Raw genomic sequence first — 18,682 nt, forward strand, 5'->3', positions numbered from 1 at the left:
TGTGGTCGTCGACGGCCCGGACGGCCAGGGCCCGCACGAGGCCCACGAACAACCCGGCGTCGTCGACGGTCGCGGGGACGTCGGCCACGCGCACCTCCACGGTGGGGAAGCGCGTCGACAGGCGCACGTCCCAGTAGACGTAGCTGGCGTCGTCGACCACCTCGGTGGCTACCAGCCCGTCGACCGCCTCCTGCCAGCCGCGGGGATCACGCGTGCGCGGGGGTGGGCCGACGACCGGCCAGCGCTGCCAGTGGATCTGCCGGTACGACGCGAACCCGGTGTCGGAGCCCAGCCAGAACGGGGAGTTGGCGGTGACGGCCAGGAGGGCGGGCAGCCAGGGCCGCAGCCCGTCGACCGCAGCCACGCGGCTGGCGTCGTCGGTCTCCGGGCTGCCGGAATCCACCCCGAGGTGCAGGTGCAGGCCGGCGATCAGCTGCTGCGTGATCAGCCCGGCGGCGCGGCTGCGCAGGCTGTCGTAGCGGTCTGCGTCGGCGACCTGCTGCTCGCGGGCATCACCGAGCACCGGCGTGCCGCTCGCCAGCAGCACCAGGCCGTGCCGCTCCGCCGCCGCCGCGGCCCGCGAGCGCAGGGTGAGAGCGCACTGGAGCACGTCGCCCACGCCCGTTGCCACACCCGTGACCGTCTCGACCTGCGAGAGGGTGAGCTCGGAGACCAGCGTGCCCGCCGCTGCCAGATCGGCGTCGGGATGCTCCAGCTCGGCCAGCACGGCAGGCGCCCGGCTCACCAGTCGGCCGCTGGCGGCGTCGGCGACGTGGAGCTCCTCCTCGACCCCGAGGGTTCGCCCGACATCGCCCGCCGTGCGGCTCACGCATCAGCCCTTTCACCCCCGACGGCCCACTGTGCGCCGGACGACACCAGCGTACGGACGGCGACGACGTCCCGCGCGCCGTCGCCACCCCCGGGCTGCCGGCGACGACGCGCGCGGTCGAGCGTCCGGTACGGTGCAGGCGTCCCGGCGCGAGGGCGGGCCGGTAGAGCGAGGAGGATCGATGGCGATCGTCGTGGGTTTCGTGCCGACGAACGAGGGGCGCGCGGCTCTGCGTCGTGCGGCCGAGGAGGCCAAGCTGCGCTCGACGCGGCTCGTGGTGATCAACTCCAACCGCGGAGGCAAGGACCTCGCGTCCGATGACGCCGCGCGGTACGAGGCGGAGCTGGCCACGGTGCAGCGCGAGCTGTCCGACGCGGGAGTCGACCACGAGGTGCGCCAGCTGGTGCGCGGGCTGGAGCCGGCGGAGGATCTCATCGCCGTCGCCGAGGAGATCGGTGCCGACTTCATCGTCATCGGCCTGCGGCGGCGCACGCCGGTCGGCAAGCTGATCCTGGGGTCGAATGCGCAGCGGATCCTGCTCGACGCGCCGTGCCCCGTGCTCGCCGTCAAGGCCGACGCCTGACGCCCGAGGCGGCAACACGCGCGACCACCGCAGTGGCGGTACGCCACCTTCGCGTGGCGTCAGTACAATGGTGTGTCCGGCCGAGTGAGACCACGCGGATCGGGCATGGACAGGCCGGCTCAGACGTTGCACCTGCTGCCGAGCCTGGCCTGCCTCGTCTCGCCGTCCGCTCGCCCGCCTGACCATCCGCGACGAAAGGTTGTCCGTGTCGTCGGTTCCGACCGCCCGGTCCCAGTCCGCTGCAACGCTGCCAGCGGAGTTCTCCCACCCGGCGCTGCAGGATCTGCTGCGCCGAGGCCGTACGAACGGCGTCGTCGACGCCGGATCGGTGCGGCACGCGCTGGAGCAGGCTGACCTGCCTCTGCGGCGGATGAAGGCGGTGCTGCGCGCGCTCGACGAGCACGGCATCAGCGTGCACGTCGAAGAGGCCCCCGCCCGTGCGGTGGCCGCCACCGCGACCAAGCGCGCGACGGCGACGGCCAAGACCGCCAAGACGGCGACCAAGGCCGCCACGAAGAAGACCACCGCCAAGAAGGCGACCCCGCAGACGGCGGACGCCGAGACCGCTTCGGAGGCCTCGGCGGCCAAGCCCGCGGCGAAGAAGTCGACGGCCAAGAAGGCCACGGCGAAGAAGGCCGCAGCCAAGGCGACCACCCAGGGCGCAGCCACCGACGAGCCCGAGGCGCTCGAGGGCGACGAGGCCGTCGAGGCCGTCGACGCGCCCGAGGGTGAGGCGGTCGAGGAGACGGTGGAGGAGACCGGCTTCGTCATCACCGATGACGACGACGACGCGCCGGCCCAGCAGGTCGCCACCGCGGGTGCCACGGCCGACCCGGTCAAGGACTACCTCAAGCAGATCGGCAAGGTCGCCCTGCTCAACGCCGAGCAGGAGGTCGAGCTCGCCAAGCGCATCGAGGCCGGGCTGTTCGCCGAGGAGCGGCTGAACTCCGGCGCCAAGATCGACCCCAAGCTCAAGCGCGAGCTGTGGTGGATCGCCCAGGACGGCAAGAAGGCCAAGAACCACCTGCTCGAGGCCAACCTGCGCCTCGTGGTCTCGCTCGCCAAGCGCTACACCGGCCGCGGCATGCTGTTCCTGGACCTGATCCAGGAGGGCAACCTCGGTCTGATCCGTGCGGTCGAGAAGTTCGACTACACCAAGGGCTACAAGTTCTCGACGTACGCCACGTGGTGGATCCGCCAGGCGATCACCCGTGCCATGGCCGACCAGGCCCGCACCATCCGCATCCCGGTGCACATGGTCGAGGTCATCAACAAGCTCGCCCGCGTGCAGCGCCAGATGCTGCAGGACCTCGGGCGCGAGCCCACGCCCGAAGAGCTCGCCAAGGAGCTCGACATGACCCCCGAGAAGGTCGTCGAGGTCCAGAAGTACGGGCGCGAGCCCATCTCGCTGCACACCCCCCTCGGTGAGGACGGCGACAGCGAGTTCGGCGACCTCATCGAGGACTCCGAGGCCGTCGTCCCGGCCGATGCGGTGAGCTTCACGCTGCTGCAGGAGCAGCTGCACTCGGTGCTCGACACGCTCTCGGAGCGCGAGGCCGGCGTGGTGTCGATGCGCTTCGGGCTCACCGACGGCCAGCCGAAGACGCTCGACGAGATCGGCAAGGTGTACGGCGTCACCCGCGAGCGGATCCGCCAGATCGAGTCCAAGACGATGAGCAAGCTGCGCCACCCCAGCCGCAGCCAGGTCCTGCGCGACTACCTGGACTGAGCTCGGACGTGGGGCCCGCCTCCACGCCCCGAAAGGCCCGACGTCCCGACGTCGGGCCTTTTGCGTCCCTAGGGTGTGCACCGTGATCAGTGACAGCGAGTCCCAGGAGCTGACCCGGCAGAGCAGCAGCTCGTTGCTCGGTGGCGGCCTCGTCGTGCAGGCCCTCGGCGTGGCGCTGGTGCTGCTGTGGGCCCTGACGGCCGGTGGCTCCCCACTCGCGCTCGTGCTCGGGCTCATCGCCGGCGTGGGCGGCGCCGTCATGGTGGCCGCGGCCCTCGTGCGGCTGGCTGAGAAGTTCGAGGACGTCCACCGGATGACGGTCGCCGCCCACCAGTCGCGCGTGCGCGGCGAGATCCGCGAACTGCGCGAACGGTCCTAGCCGCCTGCGCAGGACCTTCGCCTCTCGCGGGGCTGCCGCTGGCCTTCGACCGTGGAGGTTGCGGGAGGTGCGACATGGGCACGTCGCGGTCGGTGGGGCGGTCGGTGGGCGTGGCGATCACGCTGGCTCTGAGCGCGTGCGGCGGGGGATCGCCGGGCAGCTCGGCCTCGACCGCCACGACGTCGTCGCCCACCCCCACCTCAGCGACCAGCACGTCGCGGACCTCGAGCACGACGAGCACAACCAGCCCGACGAGCACAACCAGCACGACGAGCACGTCCAGCACGACGAGCAGCACCTCGCCCACGCCCAGCACGACCACCACGGCCGCCCTCCCGGCGCGCCTGCGCGGCCGGGTGATCACCCGGATCCCGACGACGCGCAAGGTGGTGGCCCTCACCTTCGACGCCGGAGCCAGCGCTGACGGCGTCGCGCCGATCCTGCGCACGCTGAAGCAGCTGGACGTGCCGGCGAGCTTCTTCCTCACCGGTGACTTCGCCCAGGAGCACCCGGACGGCGCGAGCCACCTCGCCGCCTACGGTCGCGTCGGCAACCACACGAGCGACCACCCGCACCTCACCACCCTGACGACGGCTCAGGTGCGCGGTCAGGTCACGAGGGCGCGCACGACCATCCGGGGCGCGACGGGCGAGGACCCGAAGCCGTTCTTCCGGTTCCCGTTCGGCGAGCACGACGCGCGCACGCTGGGCGTCGTGAACGACCTCGGCTACGCGGCGATCGGCTGGACCGTCGACTCGCTGGGCTGGAAGGGCACGTCAGGGGGTCAAAGCGCCGACTCCGTGGTCGCGCGGGTCCTGCGCGCCGCCGTCCCCGGCGAGATCGTGCTGATGCACGTCGGGGCGAATCCCGACGACGGGACGACGCTCGACGCGGACGCGCTCCCTGACGTCATCGCGGGGCTGCGGGGTCAGGGCTACGGCTTCGTGACCCTCGACGCCCTGCTCGGGTGAGCGGTGAGCACCTAGCCGACCACAACGCCCACAGCCCACGTGCCGGCCATGATCAGACCTGAGGCGAGCTCGATGAGGATGCTCCATCCGGCGGCTCGCAGCGCGTGCAGCGTGGACGGCCAGGCCGCTGCGTGGGTTCGCAGCCGCGCGCGCTCGGCCAGGTAGATGCCCAGCACGAACCCGACAGGCAGGCCGACGACGGGGATGACGAAGAAGCCCACGACGCCGAGCGCGACGCCGGCCCAGGTCGCGCGAGCCGGCACGCCCGCCAGCTTCAGCCGGCGACCTGGCAGCAGGTACTTGGCGACCTGGCCCACCGCGAACACCACGACGGCGACAGCCAGGACGGCCCAGCCGACGCCGTCCTGCCGCTCGAGCACCCACGCGACGATCGCGCCGAGGACGAGCAGCACGCCGGGCAAGACCGGGACGACGACCCCGACCAGCCCGACCAGGATCACCAGGCCGACGACGACATCGGTCGGTGTCATGACGGATCCGTGCGGTCACTGAATGGGTGCAGACGGCCACGGCCCCGGCAAGCGCCGGGGCCGTGGCCGTCTGCACCAGGTCTGGTGGTCAGCGTTCCTCGTGAGGAGCCGTGGTGGGGGTCGTCGAGACGAGGCGGTCGGTCTCGTCCTGGATGGACGCGGCTGCGGCCGTCAGGGCGTCAGCGTGCTCTCGGCCGTGGTGAGCGCAGAAGAGCAGCTCACCTCCGCTGGTGAGCACGACCCGGACATAGGCCTGAGCACCGCACCGGTCGCAGCGGTCTGCTGCTGACAGGTGGGTGGCGGCGAGGGTTGCGGTCACGTCACCTTCCTTCTCCTCGTCGGTGGCACCGAAAACGCCGGGGGACCCGGCGCCTTCACCGTGCACAACAGTCAAGCACCCCCGAACGTTCCCGCTCGCCAGCGGCGCGCTAATTCGCTGACCGCTGAACCTGTGGACGCCTCACGGCCCGGCCTGCACGGACCTGTCGGCGTCGCTCGGTAGCCTGCTGGAGAGCCCGTCGTCCGCCCCTCAGGAGCACACCACCCGTGAGCGCCCAGCCCGCCGTCCGTCGCCGCACCTCGTCCGAGGGCGACTACACCGCTCGTCACCTGTCGGTGCTCGAGGGGCTCGAGGCCGTGCGCAAGCGCCCGGGCATGTACATCGGGTCGACGGACGGCCGCGGCCTCATGCACTGCCTCTGGGAGATCATCGACAACGCCGTCGACGAGGCGCTGGCCGGAGTCTGCCACCGCATCGAGGTGACGCTGCACGGTGACGGGTCGGTCGAGGTGCACGACGACGGCCGCGGGATCCCGGTCGACGTCGAGCCCAAGACCGGCCTGTCCGGCGTCGAGGTCGTCTTCACCAAGCTGCACGCCGGCGGCAAGTTCGGAGGGGGCTCCTACACCGCGTCCGGTGGCCTGCACGGCGTCGGGGCCAGCGTGGTCAACGCGCTGTCGTCCCGCCTCGACGTGCACGTCGAGCGCGGAGGCAAGGTGCACTCGATGAGCTTCCGTCGCGGGGAGCCGGGGGTCTTCGCCGACGCCGGTGACCCGTCGCCCGATGCGCTCTTCACGCCGTTCGTCGACGGGTCCGAGCTGCGCGTCACCGGCAAGGCCAAGCGCGGCGTCACCGGTACGCGCATCCGCTACTGGGCCGACAGCCAGGTGTTCCTGCGCGAGGCGGCCTTCAGCTACGACGAGCTGGTCACCCGCGCCCGGCAGACGTCGTACCTCGTGCCGGGTCTGGCGCTGGTGATCCGCGACGAGCGGCGGGTGCCCGGCACGCCGGGGGAGGCGGGCCCGCACGAGGAGGTCTTCCTCCACGAGGGTGGCATCACCGAGTACGTCGAGTACCTCTCGGACGACGCTCCCGTCACCGACGTCTGGCGGCTGCAGGGCACCGGCCACTTCCGCGAGACCGTGCCCGTGCTCGACGACCGCGGCCACATGACCGCCACCGAGGTCGAGCGCGAGTGCGAGGTCGACGTCGCGCTGCGCTGGGGGGTCGGCTACGACACCAACGTGCGTTCGTTCGTCAACATCATCGCCACCCCCAAGGGCGGCACGCACCTGGCCGGTTTCGAGGCGGCCCTGGTCAAGACCTTCCGCAAGCAGGTCGAGGCGAACGCCCGGCGGCTCAAGGCGGGCAACGACAAGCTGGAGAAGGACGACATCACCGCCGGGCTGACCGCGGTGGTCACGGTGCGGCTGGCGGAGCCGCAGTTCGAGGGGCAGACCAAGGAGATCCTCGGCACCAACGCGGTGCGCGCCGTGGTGAACCGGGTGGTCGAGAAGGAGCTCACGGCGCTGCTGACGTCGTCCAAGCGCGGGCCCAAGCAGCAGTCGGCTCAGCTGCTCGAGAAGGTCGTCGCCGAGATGAAGACGCGCATCAGCGCGCGCCTGCACAAGGAGACCCAGCGCCGCAAGAACGCGCTCGAGACGTCGTCCCTACCGGCCAAGCTGGCTGACTGCCGCACCGCCGACGTCGAGCGCAGCGAGCTGTTCATCGTCGAGGGCGACAGCGCCCTCGGGACGGCGAAGCTGGCCCGTTCGTCGGACTACCAGGCGCTGCTGCCGATCCGCGGCAAGATCCTCAACGTCCAGAAGGCGTCGATCGCCGACATGCTGAAGAACGCCGAGTGCGCGGCGATCATCCAGGTGGTCGGCGCGGGGTCAGGGCGCACGTTCGACCTCGACGCCGCGCGCTACGGGCGGATCGTGCTGATGACCGACGCCGACGTCGACGGCGCACACATCCGCACCCTGCTGCTGACCCTGTTCTTCCGCTACATGCGCCCGCTCGTGGACGCCGGACGGGTCTTCGCCGCCGTCCCGCCGTTGCACCGGGTCGAGATCGTCAACCCGGGCAGCAAGAAGAACGAGGTCGTCTACACCTACTCCGAAGGCGAGCTGCGCACGCTGCTCAAGCAGCTGGAGAAGAAGGGCAAGCGCTACAAGGAGCCCATCCAGCGCTACAAGGGTCTCGGCGAGATGGACGCCGACCAGCTGGCCGAGACGACGATGGACCCACGCCACCGCACGCTGCGCCGGGTGACCGTGCCGGACGCGGCGAACGCCGAGCGCGTCTTCGAGCTGCTCATGGGCTCAGAGGTGGCGCCCCGCAAGGACTTCATCGTCGAGGGGGCCGCCGCGCTCGACCGCGAGCGCATCGACGCCTGAGCGCGGCCCGTTCGCGTTCTGGTCCGGGCCGGGTCGGTGGCTCAGCGCAGCCGCACGGTCCAGCCGACCTGCGGCACCGCGGGCTTCACGCAGGACTCCGGGCGGTCCGGGCCGAGCACCGTGCGGGCCGCCTCCACCTCCCACGTCCGGCCGTCGGCGTGCAGCACGCTCACCAGCCACGCCTCGTCGCCCTTTTGCTCCGCGGTGCCAGTGAGCGCCGCCAGGGCCGGCTCGCCGACAGCAGCACGGACGGCGCTGACGGCGGCCCGTACCGGCGCGTCCAAGGCGGACAGGCCACGGTCGTGGTCGGGTCCGTGCAGCTGAGCGGCCAGCTCGCCGCTGTGGGCCGCGTCCAGGGCGCTGACGGCCAGGGCGGTGTCGAACCGGCCGAGGGTCTGGCCAGTCGGTAGCAGGACGCCGGTAGGGGAGTAGCGGTGACCGCCGGTGTGCGTGGTCTCCCAGACTGCTCCCGGACGTCGGGCGGCGGCCTCGATCGCTACGGGTCGTCCCCGCACGGCGCAGCACAGGTCGCGGCGGCCGTTGGTGCACACCAGCAGGGCGGGGTCGTCGTCGACCTCGAGCGCGACGTCGGGCAGCGACGCCCGCACCGCCGCCTGGTCACCGCGGACGAGTGCCGCGACGTCCAGCGACGCGAGCTGCTGCGGCTGTGACAGCTCACCGCGCAGCAGCCACGGGTGGGCGACGTCCGAGCAGGCGAGGAGCACCGTGTGGCGCTCGTGCCGGCCGTCGTGGTCGTCGGCGTGCCGGCCGGGCGTGCGCACGAGGACGAACCGCGCCCCCACAGCGCTCGCCGCGGCATCGAGCTGCCGGCCGAGCTCGGTGTCGAGGTGGCTCTCCACCGCAGCCACGCGTCCCCACGGCCCGCTCTGCTCGAGGCACACCCAGGCCGCTGCCGTGGCCGCCGAGCCGAAAGCGCTCTCGCGCAACGACTCCGACGTCGCCGAGCACAGCGGCCGACGCGGGGCGGTCCCCGCGGTCACGCGGTGACCGCGGTGGTGCCTGCCGGAGCCGCGACCGCAGCGATCGGTGCGGCAGCGGGCGTGCCCGAGCCGTCCCTCTTGCCGGTGGCCTCCGGCAGGTCGAGCGCGCTGCCGTTGGCGGCACTCGCCCGAGCCGGGGAGGCGCCGGCCCACCCGAGGATGAGCGTGTCCTCCCCGCGCAGGAAGCGGTGGCAGCGCACGCCCCCGGTGCCTCGACCCTTGCCGGGGTACTCCGACCACGGCGTGACCTTCACCGAACCGGGCTCGGTGCCGGGAAGGGCACCAGTAGAGCCGGAAACGGTGACGACCACCGCCTCGCGGGCCGGGTCGACCGCTCCGAACCACACGACGGCCGCCTTGGCCGCGAGCTTGATACCCGCCATGCCACCCGCCGGCCGGCCCTGTGGGCGCACCACCGACGCCGGGAAGTGCAGCAGCTGGGCATCGGAGGTGATGAAGCACAGCTCCTCGTCGCCCGTGCGCAGCTCGGTGGCGCCCACCACCTCGTCGCCGTCCTTGAGCCCGATGACCTCCCAGTCCGCGCGCCCTCCGGGGTGGTCGGGCACCACGCGCTTGACGACGCCCTGCGCCGTCCCGAGCGCCAGACCCTTCGACGCGGGGTCGAGGGAGGTGATGGTGAGCACCCGCTCGGCAGCCGGCAGGTCGACGAAGGCGCCGAGCGGGGCGCCGCCCGCGAGGCTGGGTGCACCGTTGGTCGGCGGCAGGGCCGGCAGCTCGAGCACGGGCAGCCGGAGGGCTCGCCCGCGCGAGGTCACCAGCGCCACCTCGCCGCGGGCCGTCGTCCGGACGGCAGCGACGACCGCGTCGTGCGCGTGCCGGTCGGGCGAGCCCGACAGCGGCTCGGCGTCCGCCGTGCGTGCCAGCAGACCGGTGGACGACAGCAGCACCCAGCAGGGGTCGTCGGCGACCTCGAGTGGCGTGGTCGTCGCCGCCGGGGCGCCGGCCGAGGCCAGCAGCACGGTCCGGCGGGGGGTCCCGTGCTGCTTGGCCACCTCGGCCAGCTCGTCGCTGACCACGCGGCGCAGCAGTGCCTCGTCGCCCAGGATCGCGCGCAGGTCCTCGATCTGACGGCGCAGGTCCTCGGCCTCCTGCTCGAGCTCGATCCGGCTGAACTTGGTGAGGCGGCGCAGGCGCAGCTCGAGGATGTACTCGGCCTGCGGCTGCGACAGGTCGAAGACCTGGGTCAGGCGCGTGCGAGCGATCTCGGCGTCGTCGCTGGAGCGGATGATCGCGATGACCTCGTCGATGTCGAGGATCGCGACGAGCAGACCCTCGACGAGGTGCAAGCGCTCCTCGCGTCGGCCGAGCCGGTACTCGCTGCGCCGCCGGACCACGTCGAGCCGGAAGTCGACGTAGACCCTCAGCAGCTCGCGCAGCCCCAGCGTGCGGGGCTGGCCGTCGACGAGTGCGACGTTGTTGATGCCGAAGGAGTCCTCCATCGGCGTCAGCTTGTAGAGCTGCTCGAGCACCGCGTCGGGGTTGAAGCCGTTCTTGATCTCGATCACCAGACGCAGCCCGTGCGAGCGGTCGGTGAGGTCGACGACGTCGGAGATGCCCTGGATCTTCTTGGCCCGGGCGAGCTCGACGATCTTCTCGCGCACCTTCTCCGGCCCCACCGTGTAGGGGAGCTCGGTGACGACGATGCCCTTGCGGCGCGGCGTGATCGACTCGATCCGTGCGGTGGCGCGGGTGCGGAAGCTGCCGCGGCCGGTCTCGTAGGCCTCGCGGATGCCGTCGAGCCCGATGATCCGGCCGCCGGTGGGCAGGTCGGGGCCAGGCACGAACCGCATGAGGTCGTCGAGCGAGGCGTCGGGGTGCTTGATGAGGTGGCGAGCCGCGCTGATCACCTCGACCAGGTTGTGCGGCGCCATGTTGGTGGCCATGCCGACGGCGATCCCGCTCGCGCCGTTGACCAGCAGGTTGGGGTACGCCGCGGGCAGCACGTCGGGTTGCTGCAGCTGGTCGTCGTAGTTGGGGACGAAGTCGACCGTCGCCTCGTCGAGCGAGGTGGTCATGAGCAGCGCGGCCGGCGCCAGGCGCGCCTCGGTGTACCGCATGGCGGCTGGGCCGTCGTCCGGCGAGCCGAAGTTGCCGTGTCCGTCGACGAGCGGCAGGCGCATCGAGAACGGCTGGGCCATGCGCACCAGCGCGTCGTAGATCGCCGCGTCACCGTGCGGGTGGTACTTACCCATCACCTCGCCGACGACGCGCGAGCTCTTCACGTGGCCCCGCTCGGGCCGAAGGCCCATCTCGGCCATCGAGAACAGGATCCGCCGTTGCACCGGCTTCAGGCCGTCGCGGGCGTCGGGCAGGGCGCGCGAGTAGATGACCGAGTAGGCGTACTCCAGGAACGAGCCCTGCATCTCCGACTGCACGTCGATGTCGACGATCCGCTCGGTGTACTCCTCGGGCGGCGGGGTGGACGACGAGCGGCGGGCCATGCGCGGACGAGCTCCTCAGCGTGGGGGTGGGGGTGCGCCGCCATCATCTCCCACGGCGTCGGCGCGGCTGCGGTACGGCTCGCCGAAGCGTCCCTCGTGAGCCACCTCGCGCACCGGCCGGCGTCCGCGGCGCAGGCTGGGGGAGCGCAGGTCGGACGCCGGGTAACCCACGCTGACCACCCCCACGATCCGCCGGTCGGCCGGCACCTCGAAGGCCTGCTTCACGGCGGCGTGGCGCTCGGCCGGGACGCCGAAGAAGCACGCCCCCAGCCCGTCGTCCACGGCGGTCAGCAGCATCAGCAGCGCGGCCATGCCGGTGTCGACGTCCCAGTAGGGCACCGGCCAGCGGGCGGCGTCGCGGTCGGTCCAGCCCTTGTCGGGCTCGGCGTAGCGGTCGAGGTAGGCGCTCTGGTGGCTCAGGCACAGCACGAGCAGGGGAGCGGCGCGCATCCGGCTGAGCCACGCGTCCGGTGCACCACCGTCGGTGGTGGCGTCCCAGAAGCGGTCGCGGTCGGCGCGCTGGCGCAGCACGACGAAGTCCCAGCCCTGGCTGAACCCGGCGCTGGGGGCGCGGACCGCGTGGTCGAGCAGCCGGTCGACCACGGCGGGCGGCACCGCGCGGTCGGGGTCGTAGGACCGCACCATGCGACGACGGCGGATCGCCTCGGAGAGCTCCATGTGAGGATCCTGGCAGTCGAAGCGTTCACCTACTCGAGGAGCGTCGATGCCCAAGCCGCCCATGCCACCCGCCACCGACGAGCTGTTCCGCCGCCCCAACCCGGCGGTCATCGCGGTGCTGATGCCCGATGGCCAGCCCATGTCAGTGGCCACCTGGTACCTCGTCGAGGACGACGGCCGCGTGCTGGTCAACATGGACGCCGAGCGGGCCCGCGTGGCCTGGATGCGCCAGGACCCACGTGTCGCCCTCACCGCGGTCAAGGACGGCGAGTGGTACACCCACGTCAGCGTGCGCGGGCGCATCACGCAGTGGGCGGACGACCCGGACCTCGCCGACATCGACCGGCTCTCGACGCACTACACCGGCAAGCCGTACGCCAACCGCGAGCGCGCTCGGGTGAGCGCGTGGTTCGAGATCGAGCACTGGCACGGCTGGGGCGCTGCCAAGTCCGCCGACTAACCCGCCGACTAACCCCGCCGACGACCCCATCCGGGGTGAGTGCGCTGGCGTGCATGATCACGGCGGGGTGGGTGCGCTGGCGTGCATGATCACGGGCGAGGTGGGGGACGCAGGCCGGCGCTGCGCAGCTCCAGGGTCGCGAGGTCGCGGATCACCGTCCGGTCACCGGCGCGCCACGCACCCGCCGGGTCGTCGCTGATCCGGGCGAGGACGTGCAGCGGCTGGTGGGCCATCGCCCGGACGGCGAACAGGTCGAGGTCGGCCTCGCCGTCGACGAACCGCTGCGCCGCAGTGGCACGACGCACGAACCGCACGCGCCTCGGCAGCCACACCGCGATCGCGAGCAGCGCCGGGACGACCGCGATCACGACCGCCAGCACCAGCGCGAGCTGGGCAACGGCCTCCTGCTGGGCCTGGCCCGCACGCACGAGGCTCCCGGTGGCGCCACTGGCATCGCGCAGCGGAGCGCCGAGCTGGTCGCCGACCAGCGGCAGGTCGCTCGCCCGTGCCGCCGCCGTGCCGAGACCGCTGCCCAGGGTGCGCCCGGCCTCCTCGAGGCGGCGGCCGGGCTCGGCGAGCCGCAGCACCGCCTCGTGCACGGCCTGGCCGGCACGCACCGCGAGGTAGATCCAGACGACGAGCAGGACGTCCCCGGCGGCCTGGCCGGCGGCGCGCAGGGGCAGGGCGGAGTACAGCCGCATCGGGGCTCCTTCTCGAGGCAGGCAGGGTGCATCAGCGTGCATCAGGGTGTATCAGGGTGTATGGCGGGACGCCCGATCTGCGACAGTCTGCCCGCCGCACGTGGCCGAGGCCTGTCGTGCTCACCGCTAGACTCCCGCTGCCACCCCAGAGCGGGGTCGACGGGGCGACAACGGCGTCGTCCTGCTGGCGGTGCGTGCAAAGGACGTGTGGGCCGTGAAGGTCGGTATCCCCCGCGAGGTCAAGAACCACGAGTACCGGGTGGCGATCACCCCGTCCGGAGTGCACGAGCTCGTGCGCGCCGGCCACGAGGTGTACGTCGAGACCGAGGCGGGTGTGGGCTCCTCCATCGTCGACGACGACTACGCCGCCGCCGGCGCGACGATCCTGCCCTCGGCCGACGACGTGTGGGGTACCGGTGACCTCATCCTGAAGGTCAAGGAGCCGATCGCCAGCGAGTACCACCGCATGCGCGAGGGCCAGACGCTGTTCACCTACCTGCACCTGGCCGCGGACAGGGCGCTCACCGAGGAGCTGGCCAAGCGCAAGGTCACCGGCATCGCCTACGAGACCGTCGAGCTGGCCGACCGCAGCCTGCCGCTGCTGGCACCCATGAGCGAGGTGGCCGGACGGCTCGCCCCGCAGGTCGGCGCGCACACGCTGATGCGGGCCCAGGGCGGCCGCGGCGTGCTGATGGGCGGCGTCTCCGGCGTCTACGCGGCCAAGGTCGTCGTCATCGGTGCCGGCGTCTCGGGCATGAACGCCGCCGCCATCGCCCTCGGCATGCAGGCCGAGGTGCTCCTGCTCGACAAGAACATCTCCCGCCTGCGTCAGGCCGACGCGATCTACCAGGGTCACTGCCAGACCGTCGCCTCGAACGCCTACGAGGTCGAGCGGGCCATCATGGACGCCGACATGGTCATCGGCGCCGTCCTCGTGCCGGGTGCCAAGGCCCCCACCCTCGTCACCAACGAGCAGGTGTCGCGGATGAAGCCCGGCAGCGTGCTGGTCGACATCTCGATCGACCAGGGCGGCTGCTTCGAGGACTCGCGTCCCACCACGCACGCCGACCCGACCTACCAGGTGCACAACTCGGTGTTCTACTGCGTCGCCAACATGCCGGGCGCGGTGCCGCACACCTCCACCTACGCGCTCACCAACGTGACGCTGCCGTACGCCGTCGAGCTGGCCAACCGCGGGTGGCGCGACGCGCTGAAGGCCGACCCGGCCCTGGCGCTCGGCCTGAACACCCACGACGGTCAGGTCACCTACGAGCCGGTGGCCCAGGCCCACGGCATGCAGTCGGTGGCCCTCGCCGAGGTGCTCGGCTGACCCTCACCCCGGCCGACCAGCCCACCGAGCCCTCGACCGCTGCCCTGACGGCGGCGGTCGAGGGCTGGCTGGAGCACCTGGACGTCGAGCGCGGCGCGGCCGCCAACACCCTGGCGTCGTACCGGCGTGACCTGCGGCGGTACGTGAGGTTCCTCGCCGACCGCGGCGTGCGCGAGCCGGAGTCGGTCGCCGAGGCCGACGTCAGCGCGTTCCTGGCCCAGCTGCGCGAAGGTGACGCTGGCCACCAGCCGCTGACGGCGACGTCCGCGGCCCGCTGCCTGGTGGCGGTACGCGGCCTGCACAAGTTCCTGCTGCTCGAGGACGTCACCACTCACGACCCGGCGGCCCAGGTGCGACCACCGAGCGCACCCAAGCGACTGCCCAAGGCGATCAGCACCCACGACGTCGAGCGGCTGCTCGAGGCCGCCTCAGTGGGCGACACCCCGGCGTCGGTCCGCGACCGCGCGCTGCTCGAGCTGCTCTACGGCTGCGGTGCCCGGATCAGCGAGGCCGTGGGCCTCGACGTCGACGACGTCGACCTGCAGTCGCGGGCCGTGCGGCTGTTCGGCAAGGGGCGCAAGGAGCGCGTCGTGCCGCTGGGCTCCTTCGCCTGCGCCGCGCTGGAGTCCTACCTGGTGCGGGCCCGGCCGGTGTTCGCGACCGCGGGTTCTGCGCGCACCGGGCGCGGCACCGCGGCGCTGTTCCTCAACACCCGCGGGGGCCGGCTGTCTCGGCAGAGCGCCTGGAGCGTGCTGCGTGCCGCGGCCGAGCGGGCCCACCTGGGGGCCCACGTCAGCCCCCACACCCTGCGGCACTCGTTCGCCACCCACCTGCTGGACGGCGGCGCAGACGTCCGCGTCGTCCAGGAGCTGCTCGGGCACGCCTCGGTGACGACGACGCAGATCTACACGCTGGTCACGGCCGATCGCCTCCGCGAGGTGTACGCCGCCGCCCACCCTCGGGCCCGGTAGCGGCGGGGCGCCTTGAAGCGCCTGACACGCCGCGGCTAGGGTCGCGGCACCTGCAGTCCCGTCCGTGACCGTCCTTGGAGCCGACCGCCCGTGAGCGCCCAGCCGCCGACCGCCGCATCCTCGCCCGCGGCCGCGGACCAGCCGTGGGGGCAGAGCAGCGCCGAGGTCGCGCCCGCGACCGAGCGGACGGGCCCTACCGGACGCCCGCTGCCCGAGTTCGCGACTCCCGCACCGCTCAGCGCCCACGGGCCAGCGCGCATCATCGCGATGTGCAACCAGAAGGGCGGGGTCGGTAAGACGACGACCACGATCAACCTCGGCGCCGCGCTCGCCGAGGCGGGCCGTCGGGTCCTGCTCGTCGACTTCGACCCGCAGGGGGCGTTGTCGGTCGGGCTCGGCATCAACCCGCACGAGCTGGACGTCACCGTCTACAACGTGCTCATGGAGCGCAGCACCGACGTCCGGTCGGTCATCCGCCACACCGCGATCGCGGACCTCGACGTGCTGCCCGCGAACATCGACCTGTCGGCCGCCGAGGTGCAGCTCGTCGGCGAGGTGGCTCGCGAGATGGTGCTCGGTCGGGCGCTGCGCGCGGTCACCGACGACTACGACGTGGTGCTCATCGACTGCCAGCCCTCGCTCGGCCTGCTCACGGTGAACGCGCTCACCGCCGCCCACGGTGTGATCATCCCGCTGGAGTGCGAGTTCTTCGCCCTGCGCGGTGTCGCCCTGCTCGTCGAGACCATCGAGAAGGTGCAGGACCGCCTCAACCCGCGCCTGGAGATCGACGGCATCCTGGCCACGATGTACGACAGCCGCACGCTGCACAGCCGCGAGGTGGTGGCCCGCGTGGTCGAGGCCTTCGGCGACCGCGTGTTCCACACCGTCATCGGCCGCACCGTCAAGTTCCCGGACGCCTCGGTCGCCGCCGAGCCGATCACCACGTACGCCTCCGGGCACGCGGGCGCCGAGGCCTACCGGCAGCTGGCCCGCGAGCTCATCGCCCGCGGCGACGCCGCCTGAGACCCGGGGTCGTCGTGGACGACGCCGCACCGCTCACGGGGCGAGGCCGGTCGGCGCCCTTCCAGGTGCACCTCGACGTCTTCGAGGGGCCGTTCGACCTGCTGCTCGGCCTGATCTCCAAGCACCAGCTCGACATCACCGAGGTCGCGCTCGCCAAGGTCACCGACGAGTTCATCGCCCACATCCGCGGGGGCGGCCCGGACGGCGACTGGGACCTCGGGCAGGCCAGCGAGTTCCTCGTCGTGGCCGCCACGCTGCTCGACCTCAAGGCCGCGCGGCTGCTGCCCTCTGCCCAGGTGGAGGACGAGGACGACCTGGCCATGCTGGAGGCGCGGGACCTGCTGTTCGCGCGTCTGCTGCAGTACCGCGCGTTCAAGCAGGTGGCCGCGGTGTTCGAGTCCCGCATGGCTGAGGCGGGCCGGCGGCACGCGCGCCAGGTGCCGCTCGAGCCGCAGTTCACCAGCCTGCTGCCAGAGCTCGTCATGAGCATCACGCCCGAGCAGCTGGCGCAGATCGCTGCTCGCGCGCTCGCGCCCAAGGTCGCCCCCACCGTCGGCCTCGCGCACCTGCACGCCCCGCCGGTGAGCGTTCGCGAGCAGGCGGCGATCATCGTGGACGCGCTGCGCCGTCAGCGCTCGGCGACGTTCCGCTCGCTCACCGCGGACGCCGACGGCACGCTCGTGGTGGTCGCGCGCTTTCTCGCCCTGCTCGAGCTGTTTCGGGACGGCTCGGTGGGCTTCGACCAGGTCACGCCCCTGGGCGAGCTGACGATCCGCTGGACCGGCTCCGATGAGGGCGACGTCGACGTGAGCGACGAGTTCGATGAGGGCGACGAGCTCGATGAGGGCGACAAGGGCGACGAGCTCGACGAGCGCCACCAGGCGGGCTCGGACACCGAAACCGTTGGCGCACAAGGTATCAAGATCAACAACGACGACGACTGACGCACCGCCGGCGCTCAAGCGCCGGCCTGTTCGGGTCGATACCTGCTGCATGCCACGTTCGTCGTCCTCACCCCGCCGTGCCCGCAACCGCCTCGCCGCTGGTCTCACCCTCCTGGCGGCGGTGGCCACGACGCTCGCGGGCGGAGGGACCGCGGCCGCGGCCAGCGGCTCCGAGCGCCCGCTGGGCCTCGACGTGTCGCGGTGGCAGAGCGCCGGCCCGGACGGAGCCTGCGCCACCGACGGCATCGACTGGTCGAAGGTGCGCACCACCAGCCGCGGCTTCGTCCTCATCCGCGCGACCCGCACGACCGCCGGCCGGACCGAGGCCGACACCTGCTACGCGCGGAACTACGCCGGGGCAGCCGGCCGCGGCATCTACCGCGGCGCCTACCACTACGCGATCCCCAGCACCGTAGCCGGCTCGGCCGCCCGCGACGCCCGGACGTTCGTGTCGGTGACCGGCCGGATGCAGAACGCCGGCGACCTGCCTCCCGTGCTCGACCTGGAGACCTCCGGCGGACTGAACCCCACCCAGCTCGCGAGCTGGACCCGCACGTGGCTGACCACGGTCCGGGCTCTCACGGGCCGCCAGCCCATGATCTACACCTACCCCTCGTTCTGGCGCTCGGCCATGGCCGACAGCCAGGCGTTCCACGCGTACCCGCTGTGGATCGCCAACTGGACGCCCACGCCGTCGGTGCCGGGTGGCTGGCCGACGTGGACCATCCACCAGTACTCGGCCACCGGACGCGTGGCTGGCATCAGCGGCGACGTCGACCTCGACGTCTTCAACGGCACCGCGGCCCAGCTGCACGCGTTCGCGCACCCGGGGACGCATCCCACCGCCGGGACCAGCGGCCGGACCGCCTTCCGTGGATCCCCCTGGCGGATCTCCGGCCACCTGGTCACCGACCGCGGCGCAGCGATCCCGCGCGCGACCGTGCGGCTCTACCGCAGCGTCGCGGGGGGTCCCTGGAGGCTGATCGCCACGACGAAGACGTCCGGCACGACGGCGTACTACCGGTTCGTGCTCCGCCCGAGGGCGGCCGCGAGCTACAAGGTCCGCTACTCCGGAGGCACCACCTTCGCCCCGTCGTGGTCGGACGTGCGCAGCCACGCGATCCGTCAGCGCTCGACCACCACGCTGACCGCTGCGACGAGCGCCACCAGGGTGCGGCGCGGTGCCTCCGTGCGCGTCCGTGGCACGCTCCTGCGCACGGTGAGTCACGCTCGCCTGCCCGGCAAGACCGTCACCCTCGACCAGCGCGTGGGCAGGGGACGGTGGACCGCCGTCCGCAGCGTGCGCACCTCGGCGACCGGCCGGTACGCGTTCGGTGTGCGGCCGACGCGGGGTACGGCGTACCGCGTGCGCTTCGCGGGCTCGCTCGCCAACCTGCCCAGCGTGTCCGCCCAGCGGACGGTGCGCCTGCGGTGACCGGGCGGCCCCG

General features: G+C 72.4%; 18 protein-coding genes and 1 pseudogene. 12 read left to right on the forward strand and 7 right to left on the reverse strand.

The features are described 5' to 3' along the window. Positions 1-829, reverse strand: a pseudogene (locus ASD06_RS19920) (YbdK family carboxylate-amine ligase); the annotation flags it as partial. Between the two features lie 181 nt (positions 830-1,010). Here ASD06_RS19920 and ASD06_RS05240 point away from each other — a divergent pair. From ASD06_RS05240 to ASD06_RS19270, 5 genes are all read left to right on the forward strand, one after another. After that, positions 1,011-1,412: a universal stress protein gene (locus ASD06_RS05240; protein WP_056674241.1), complete on the forward strand. Its 402-nt coding sequence runs from the start codon at positions 1,011-1,013 to the stop codon at positions 1,410-1,412. 205 nt (positions 1,413-1,617) lie between these two features. After that, positions 1,618-3,141, forward strand: a complete 1,524-nt coding sequence (locus ASD06_RS05245) for an RNA polymerase sigma factor (RefSeq protein WP_056674244.1) — start codon at positions 1,618-1,620, stop codon at positions 3,139-3,141. An 82-nt stretch (positions 3,142-3,223) separates the two neighbouring features. After that, a complete protein-coding gene (locus ASD06_RS05250; RefSeq protein WP_157371540.1) occupies positions 3,224-3,520 on the forward strand; it encodes a hypothetical protein in 297 nt (98 codons plus the stop codon). A 136-nt stretch (positions 3,521-3,656) separates the two neighbouring features. Continuing rightward, positions 3,657-3,944, forward strand: a complete 288-nt coding sequence (locus ASD06_RS19265) for a hypothetical protein (protein WP_200941898.1) — start codon at positions 3,657-3,659, stop codon at positions 3,942-3,944. Next, complete coding sequence (locus ASD06_RS19270; protein WP_200941899.1) at positions 3,910-4,491, forward strand: polysaccharide deacetylase family protein; 582 nt, start codon at positions 3,910-3,912, stop codon at positions 4,489-4,491. The genes ASD06_RS19265 and ASD06_RS19270 overlap by 35 nt, the downstream gene beginning before the upstream one ends. A gap of 11 nt (positions 4,492-4,502) precedes the next feature. Here ASD06_RS19270 and ASD06_RS05260 read toward each other — a convergent pair whose 3' ends face one another. Then, a complete protein-coding gene (locus ASD06_RS05260; protein WP_056674250.1) occupies positions 4,503-4,982 on the reverse strand; it encodes a DUF456 domain-containing protein in 480 nt (159 codons plus the stop codon). Between the two features lie 88 nt (positions 4,983-5,070). After that, positions 5,071-5,301, reverse strand: a complete 231-nt coding sequence (locus ASD06_RS05265) for a hypothetical protein (protein WP_056675012.1) — start codon at positions 5,299-5,301, stop codon at positions 5,071-5,073. A gap of 227 nt (positions 5,302-5,528) precedes the next feature. On the opposite strand from ASD06_RS05265, the gene ASD06_RS05270 reads away from it, so the two are divergent. Continuing rightward, complete coding sequence (locus tag ASD06_RS05270; RefSeq protein WP_056674254.1) at positions 5,529-7,664, forward strand: type IIA DNA topoisomerase subunit B; 2,136 nt, start codon at positions 5,529-5,531, stop codon at positions 7,662-7,664. A gap of 41 nt (positions 7,665-7,705) precedes the next feature. Here the strand turns inward: ASD06_RS05270 and ASD06_RS05275 are convergent, their stop codons facing one another. The 3 genes from ASD06_RS05275 to ASD06_RS05285 are packed head-to-tail and all read right to left on the reverse strand — an operon-like array spanning position 7,706 to position 11,805. After that, a complete protein-coding gene (locus tag ASD06_RS05275) occupies positions 7,706-8,665 on the reverse strand; it encodes a sucrase ferredoxin (RefSeq protein ID WP_056674257.1) in 960 nt (319 codons plus the stop codon). Then, a complete protein-coding gene (locus ASD06_RS05280) occupies positions 8,662-11,127 on the reverse strand; it encodes a DNA topoisomerase (ATP-hydrolyzing) subunit A (RefSeq protein WP_056674260.1) in 2,466 nt (821 codons plus the stop codon). The genes ASD06_RS05275 and ASD06_RS05280 overlap by 4 nt, the downstream gene beginning before the upstream one ends. 15 nt (positions 11,128-11,142) lie before the next feature. Beyond that, on the reverse strand, positions 11,143-11,805 hold the full coding sequence (locus tag ASD06_RS05285) for a nitroreductase family protein (RefSeq protein ID WP_056674263.1): 663 nt from the start codon (positions 11,803-11,805) through the stop codon (positions 11,143-11,145). Between the two features lie 46 nt (positions 11,806-11,851). Here ASD06_RS05285 and ASD06_RS05290 point away from each other — a divergent pair, with 46 nt between their 5' ends. Further along, entirely contained in the window at positions 11,852-12,265 is a 414-nt protein-coding gene (locus ASD06_RS05290) for a TIGR03618 family F420-dependent PPOX class oxidoreductase (protein WP_056674266.1), read from the forward strand. Positions 12,266-12,354: 89 nt separating this feature from the next. Here ASD06_RS05290 and ASD06_RS05295 read toward each other — a convergent pair whose 3' ends face one another. Further along, on the reverse strand, positions 12,355-12,966 hold the full coding sequence (locus tag ASD06_RS05295; RefSeq protein ID WP_056674269.1) for a hypothetical protein: 612 nt from the start codon (positions 12,964-12,966) through the stop codon (positions 12,355-12,357). Positions 12,967-13,180: 214 nt separating this feature from the next. Between ASD06_RS05295 and ald the strand changes: the two genes are divergently transcribed. The 5 genes from ald (at position 13,181) to ASD06_RS05320 (ending at position 18,669) form a co-directional block, all read left to right on the forward strand. Beyond that, positions 13,181-14,296 (forward strand): alanine dehydrogenase, encoded by a 1,116-nt coding sequence (gene ald / locus ASD06_RS05300; RefSeq protein WP_056674272.1) that lies wholly within the window; start codon positions 13,181-13,183, stop codon positions 14,294-14,296. Then, positions 14,293-15,267, forward strand: a complete 975-nt coding sequence (xerD, locus tag ASD06_RS05305; RefSeq protein WP_200941939.1) for a site-specific tyrosine recombinase XerD — start codon at positions 14,293-14,295, stop codon at positions 15,265-15,267. The genes ald and xerD overlap by 4 nt, the downstream gene beginning before the upstream one ends. 207 nt (positions 15,268-15,474) lie before the next feature. Then, positions 15,475-16,290 (forward strand): ParA family protein, encoded by an 816-nt coding sequence (locus tag ASD06_RS05310; RefSeq protein WP_056675016.1) that lies wholly within the window; start codon positions 15,475-15,477, stop codon positions 16,288-16,290. 14 nt (positions 16,291-16,304) lie between these two features. Then, a complete protein-coding gene (locus ASD06_RS05315; RefSeq protein WP_235502227.1) occupies positions 16,305-17,234 on the forward strand; it encodes a ScpA family protein in 930 nt (309 codons plus the stop codon). Between the two features lie 49 nt (positions 17,235-17,283). Then, a complete protein-coding gene (locus ASD06_RS05320) occupies positions 17,284-18,669 on the forward strand; it encodes a glycoside hydrolase family 25 protein (RefSeq protein WP_056674275.1) in 1,386 nt (461 codons plus the stop codon). The last annotated feature ends 13 nt before the right edge of the window (positions 18,670-18,682 follow it).

The organism is Angustibacter sp. Root456 (assembly GCF_001426435.1).
Taxonomy (GTDB): domain Bacteria; phylum Actinomycetota; class Actinomycetes; order Actinomycetales; family Angustibacteraceae; genus Angustibacter.